Raw genomic sequence first — 1,957 nt, 5'->3', positions numbered from 1 at the left:
CGCCGCGGCGCACCGCCGCCGCATCCCGCCCGCCGACGATCTCGCCCGCGCGCAGCAGGATTCCGCCGGCCTGACCCTCGGGCCCGCAGACGACGTTCACGCACGAATGGATGCCGTGACTCAGATACACGTACAGGTGACCGGGTTCGCCCCACATCGTCGCGTTGCGTGCCGTGCGACCCATGCGGGCGTGGGATCCCGGGTCGGGCTGAGCGCCCGTGCCGTGCCCGTGATACGCCTCGACCTCGGTGAGGCGCAGACGCACCTCGGGGGTGACGCCGTCGGGACCTGTCACGACCGTGCGCAGCTCGGCCCCGAGCAGCAGCGGCGCGACATCGACCGCCAGACCGGTCAGCTCGGCGCGGGTCGCGCGGTGCAGCGCATCCGACGACATGGCGTCTAGAACTGCGGCGCCGTCTGGCACCACGAGGCGTCGAAACCGGTGAGGGCGACGAGCTCATCGCCGGAGCGCAGGTCGATCAGGTGCGTCTCCATGTTCTCGGGCAGCGGCAGCAGCATCTGGTCGTACGCGTTGTCAGCGAGGTCGGGGGCGATCACGACAGCCGCGTACTGCCCGCTGGGCGAGGCGCACGCCTGCAGGATCGAATCGGTGGACCCGACCTCGACCAGCGGAGTCGCGGCGCCCTCGTCGTTGACCTTGATGATCGCCTGACCGTTCGGCACCCCGCTCTCGCTGCGCGCGACCACGTGGCGCAGGGTTCCGCCGGGGAACGGCGTGATCGTGGTGGCGGTGCCGTAGTCGGGAGAGGATGCCGCGAGGGGCTGCTCCGATCCGTCCGCGAGGTTGAGCTCGACCACCGAGCCGTCGAGGCGTTCGACGATCGCCGTGTAGGTGCCGCGGCTGATGCCCTGGATCGTCGTCGCGAGTCCGAGGGACTGCACACCGGCATCCGTCGAGCGGTCGACGAGCGACAGGGCTCCGTCGAAGTCGATGAACAGCACCGCGGCGCTGTCGGGCACGAACTGCCACACGAAGATGTTCGCCTCCTGGCCACCGACCTCGGTGATCACGGGCTCATCATCGCCGCTGAGCGACTGGGTGACGAGAACGCTCGCGCGGCCCTCCGTGTCGCTGAGCTCCTTGTCGGAGTAGCTGTACCCCACGTAGCCGCCGCGCTCCGAGACCTGGATCGCGCCGACGTAGCCCTCGCCCGGCAGGGCCAGCTCGCGCTGCTCGGAGCCGTCGCGATTCATGACGAGCAGCTTCGAGCCGTCGTCCTCTTCGAGCGAGACGACGAGCTGCGTCGACGTCGCGCGGAAGTCGTTGATCTTGTCGGCCGAGAACACCGCCACGGCCTTCTCGCCCGTGAGATCGGTGCGGAAGATCGAGTCCTCGCCGTCGACGTCGCGTCGCAGCAGGAAGATGTTCGACGCGGGGGTCGTGAACGCCTGGGTCAGCGTCGTCGACGGTCCGCCACCCGCGCCCTGCACGTCGGCGATGCTCACGGTGTACTTCGTGTCGTCGTCGAGAGGAACCGTGAAGCGGATGCCGATGCCACGGCCCGCCGCATCGAGCGTGAACGGCACCGCGGGCTCGACCGTGACCTGCGACTCGTCGATCGCCGTGAGCGACTGGTTCGCCGTGAGGATCATGCGGCTGCCTGAAGCCTCGATCGCCTGAGCCGGATCGACCTGCACCTCGGTGATGCGGGGCCCCTGCGTCAGGCTGACCACCCCGAGACCTGCGCCGACCAGCACCAGGATGCCGAGCACGGCACCGAGCGCCAGGATGAACCGGCGGTCGCGCGGGGCGGCGGGCTCACCCTCGGTCGTCGAGTGGCCCGGTGGCGGGGTGAGACGTGGGTCCGACTCCGGAGCGGCCTCCTCCCCCTCGGTCGTTGAGCGAGCCGCAGGCGAGACGAAACGCGGTTCCGACTCCGGAGCGGCCTCACGCGGAGCGGGCTGCGTTTCGTCTCGGTCGGCTCCGCCGTCCTCG

2 protein-coding genes are annotated in these 1,957 nt (G+C 70.2%); both read right to left on the bottom strand.

All coding sequences use genetic code 11. The features are described 5' to 3' along the window. On the bottom strand, window positions 1-394 hold a 394-nt coding region (locus tag RTM68_RS18510; RefSeq protein WP_312173780.1), incomplete at its 3' end, for a DNA-3-methyladenine glycosylase. A gap of 5 nt (window positions 395-399) precedes the next feature. Then, window positions 400-1,957 (bottom strand): Ig-like domain-containing protein (locus RTM68_RS18505; RefSeq protein ID WP_312173778.1); only part of this gene is annotated, 1,558 nt, incomplete at its 5' end.

Origin of the sequence: Microbacterium sp., assembly GCF_031988965.1 — a bacterium.
Classification (GTDB): domain Bacteria; phylum Actinomycetota; class Actinomycetes; order Actinomycetales; family Microbacteriaceae; genus Microbacterium.
The sequence above is the reverse complement of the archived record's forward strand: the minus strand, read 5'-3'. Positions and strand labels throughout refer to the sequence as shown.